Annotated in this window: 1 protein-coding gene and 2 pseudogenes; 2 read left to right on the top strand and 1 reads right to left on the bottom strand. The window is 68.6% G+C overall.

Features of this window, described 5'->3' with window-relative positions; translation table 11 throughout:
* Positions 1-198 (top strand): annotated as a pseudogene (locus RMP08_RS04145) (pirin family protein); the annotation flags it as partial.
* Here the strand turns inward: RMP08_RS04145 and RMP08_RS04140 are convergent.
* A pseudogene (locus RMP08_RS04140) lies at positions 190-450 on the bottom strand (pirin family protein); the annotation flags it as partial. The pseudogenes RMP08_RS04145 and RMP08_RS04140 overlap by 9 nt on opposite strands.
* Before the next feature lie 262 nt (positions 451-712).
* Between RMP08_RS04140 and RMP08_RS04135 the strand changes: the two are divergent.
* A partial coding sequence (locus RMP08_RS04135; RefSeq protein WP_310467727.1) for an autotransporter domain-containing protein occupies positions 713-3,193 on the top strand: 2,481 nt, incomplete at its 3' end.

Raw genomic sequence — 3,193 nt, 5'->3', positions numbered from 1 at the left:
CCGGTAACCCACGACCTCGGCGCATTCAAGGTTCACCGCGCGCTTCCGTCACGCGAGCGCACGATGGTCGGGCCATTCATCTTCGTCGACCAGTTCGGCCCCGCCCGGCTCGCGCCCGGGGAAGGCATGGACGTGCGGCCGCACCCGCACATCAACCTCGCCACCGTGACCTATCTGTTCGACGGCGCGATCGATCACCTTGCGGCTGCCCAGCGAGTCGCGGTGCTCGATCGCGCCGTCGAACAGATAGGTAACGGTGGCGAGGTTGATGTGCGGGTGCGGCCGCACGTCCATGCCCTCCCCGGGCGCGAGCCGGGCGGGGCCGAACTGGTCGACGAAGATGAATGGCCCGACCATCGTGCGCTCGCGTGACGGAAGCGCGCGGTGAACCTTGAATGCGCCGAGGTCGTGGGTTACCGGCGTGATTATCTGGGTTGTCGGGTCGCTCATGGCCCATTTCCTAACCACAGTCGGCGCGCCAGCGGAAGCCGGCGCGCCGTCGTCGAAGAAATTGCATTGATCGAACAGCCTGGAATCGTTCATCTGGGCTTCATCTGGAGCGGGCTTTAGGCCGACCCAAAGCTGGGGGGTCAACGCGCGGCGACCGTCGCCCCGTTGTCAGAGAGATTTCACCGCTGCCGTCGGTCTTGGCCGGCGTGCATGCAACCGCTGCCAAGCCCGCTCGCGGGCCTTGCGACAACAGGGGATTCCTATGCGTTTTCTGCTTGCTACCTCCGGCCTCGGCGCGATCGCAACGGTCCTCTCCGGTTCTCCCGCGCTCGCCGAGACGGTGATCAGCACGGCGACCACCACGCCGGTCGCCACCGCCACCGGCAACGACGACATCCGCATCACCACGACCGGATCGGTCCGTCCGACCTCCGGCACGGCGGTGACCATCAACAGCAACGACAGCGTCAACAACCAGGGGGCGATCGGAGTCGCCGACGCCAACAACGCCACCGGCATCCTCGCCAACCCCAATTTGACCGGCAACATCACCAACAGCGGCACGATCACGCTCGACGAAAATTACACGCCGACCGACACCGACAATGACGGCGACCTCGACGGCGTGTTTGCCCAGGGCAGCAATCGCTACGGCATCCATGTCCTCAGCGGCGGCACCTTCACCGGTGCGATCGTCAACAGCGGGCGGATCATTATCGAAGGCAATGATTCGGCCGGCATCGCGATCGACAGCCCGCTGATCGGTTCGATCGCCAACAGCGGCGATATCAACATCCTCGGCAACAATGTCGTCGGCCTGCGCGCGACCGATGTCAGCGGCAGCGTGACCTTCCTCAATGGCACGATCACCGCGCAGGGCCAGAACGCGGTCGGCGTGTCGCTCGGCGATGTCGGCGGCGCGCTGGTCTTCCAAAATACCATCAACGTCACCGGCTATCGCTATCCGACCCCGCCGGCGGATGTCGCCAACCTCGACGCTGACGACCTGCTCCAGGGCGGTCCGGCGGTGATCATCGCCGGCGATGTCGGCGGCGGCATCCTGTTCGACGCCCGCCCGGCCGATAACAGCACCACCGACACCGATGAGGACGACGACGGCATCGCCGACGCCAGCGAGCCCAACGTCAATATCACCAGTTTCGGCTCGGCCGCCGCGGTGCAGATCGGCTCGGCGACGCGCGACATCGCGATCGGCGCGGTCGCCTCCTCCACCGCCGGCCACGGCCTGGTCACCCGGGGCACCATCACCGGGTCGGGGGTCTATGACGGCATCGCGGCCAACGCGATCGTGATCGGCGGCCAGGGCCATGCCGTCGATCTCGCCGGCGGCATCACCGTCGCCGGCACGGTCCAGGCCGGCGCGATCAATGCCAATGCCACCGCGCTGCGCCTCGGCGCCGGCACGTCGGCCCCGGCGATCGTCGTCACCGGCGTCGTGTCTGCCAACGGCGGCGGCACCGCCACCAGCGGCGCACGGGCGATCGTCATCGACGCCGGCGCCACCGTCAACAGCATCACCAACAGCGGCACCATCGCCGCCACCCGCGGCGGCACCGAAGGCACCGCGGTGGCGGTCCTGGACAGTTCCGGAACCCTCGACCTGATCGAGAACAGCGGCTTCCTCGGGGTGGTCAATCCGACCGGCCTGGCGGCCAATGGCACCGCGTTCGACCTGCGCGCCAATGCCGGCGGCGCCACCGTGCGCCAGCTGGCCGCCGCGACCGGCCAGCCGGCACCGACCATTTCCGGCAACATGCTGTTCGGCGCCGGCAACGACGTGCTCGACGCCGCCGCCGGCAACATCCTCGGCAATGCCACCTTCGGCGCCGGTGCCAACCAGCTCGCTTTGTCCGGCACCGCGGCGATGACCGGCAACGCGACGTTCGGGGCGGGCGCCGACAGCGTCACTCTCGGCGGCACCTCGTCGCTGACCGGCAACATCGATTTCGGCGGCGGCGCGGATACGCTGGCGCTGACCGGCGGCTCGCGGTTCACCGGCCTGCTCTCCAACAGCGCCGGCACCGCGGTCTCGATCGGCACCGGCAGCCGGCTGATCGCGACCAACACCAGCGCGGTCGCTTTGGCCTCGCTCGACGCCGCCGCCGGCTCGACCCTCGGCGTGTCGATTGCGTCGGGCGGCGCGCATACCTTGTACGACATCGCCGGCGCCGCCAGCTTCGGCGCGGGATCGGAAGTCGCGGTCAATTTCATCAACGTCGGCAATGTCGAGGGCACTTACACCATCCTCCAGGCCGGCACGCTGACCGGCGCCGGCAATGTCTCGCCGACGGTCGATGACCTGCCGTTCCTGTTCGACGCCGATGTCGTCGCTACCACGCCCAACGAGCTCGACCTGGTGGTGCGCCTCAAGAGTGCCGAGGAGCTCGGCCTCAACCGCTCCGAGGGCGCGATCCTCGCCGCCGCGCTGGCCGCAGCCGATTCGGACGCGCCGTTCGCGCGGATGTTCCTCGGCGTGACCGACAGCGGCGAGCTCAGCGACTCGCTCCAGCAATTGCTGCCCGAGCATGCCGGCGGCGCGTTCGAATCGGCGACCAAGGGCTCGCGCCTGGCGGCCCAGATTCTCGCCGACCCGCGCTCGCCGATCATCAACCGCGACGGCCTCGGCGTGTGGCTGCAGCAGGTCGCGTGGGGGACCAGCAAGTCGGTCGGCAACACCTCGTCCTATGACCTCACCGGGTGGGGCGCGACGGGCGGCATCGAA

The sequence above is a fragment of the Sphingomonas sp. genome (genome assembly GCF_031426035.1).
Lineage (GTDB): Bacteria > Pseudomonadota > Alphaproteobacteria > Sphingomonadales > Sphingomonadaceae > Sphingomicrobium.
Note: the sequence above shows the minus strand (reverse complement) of the source record. Positions and strands in the feature narration are given on the sequence as shown.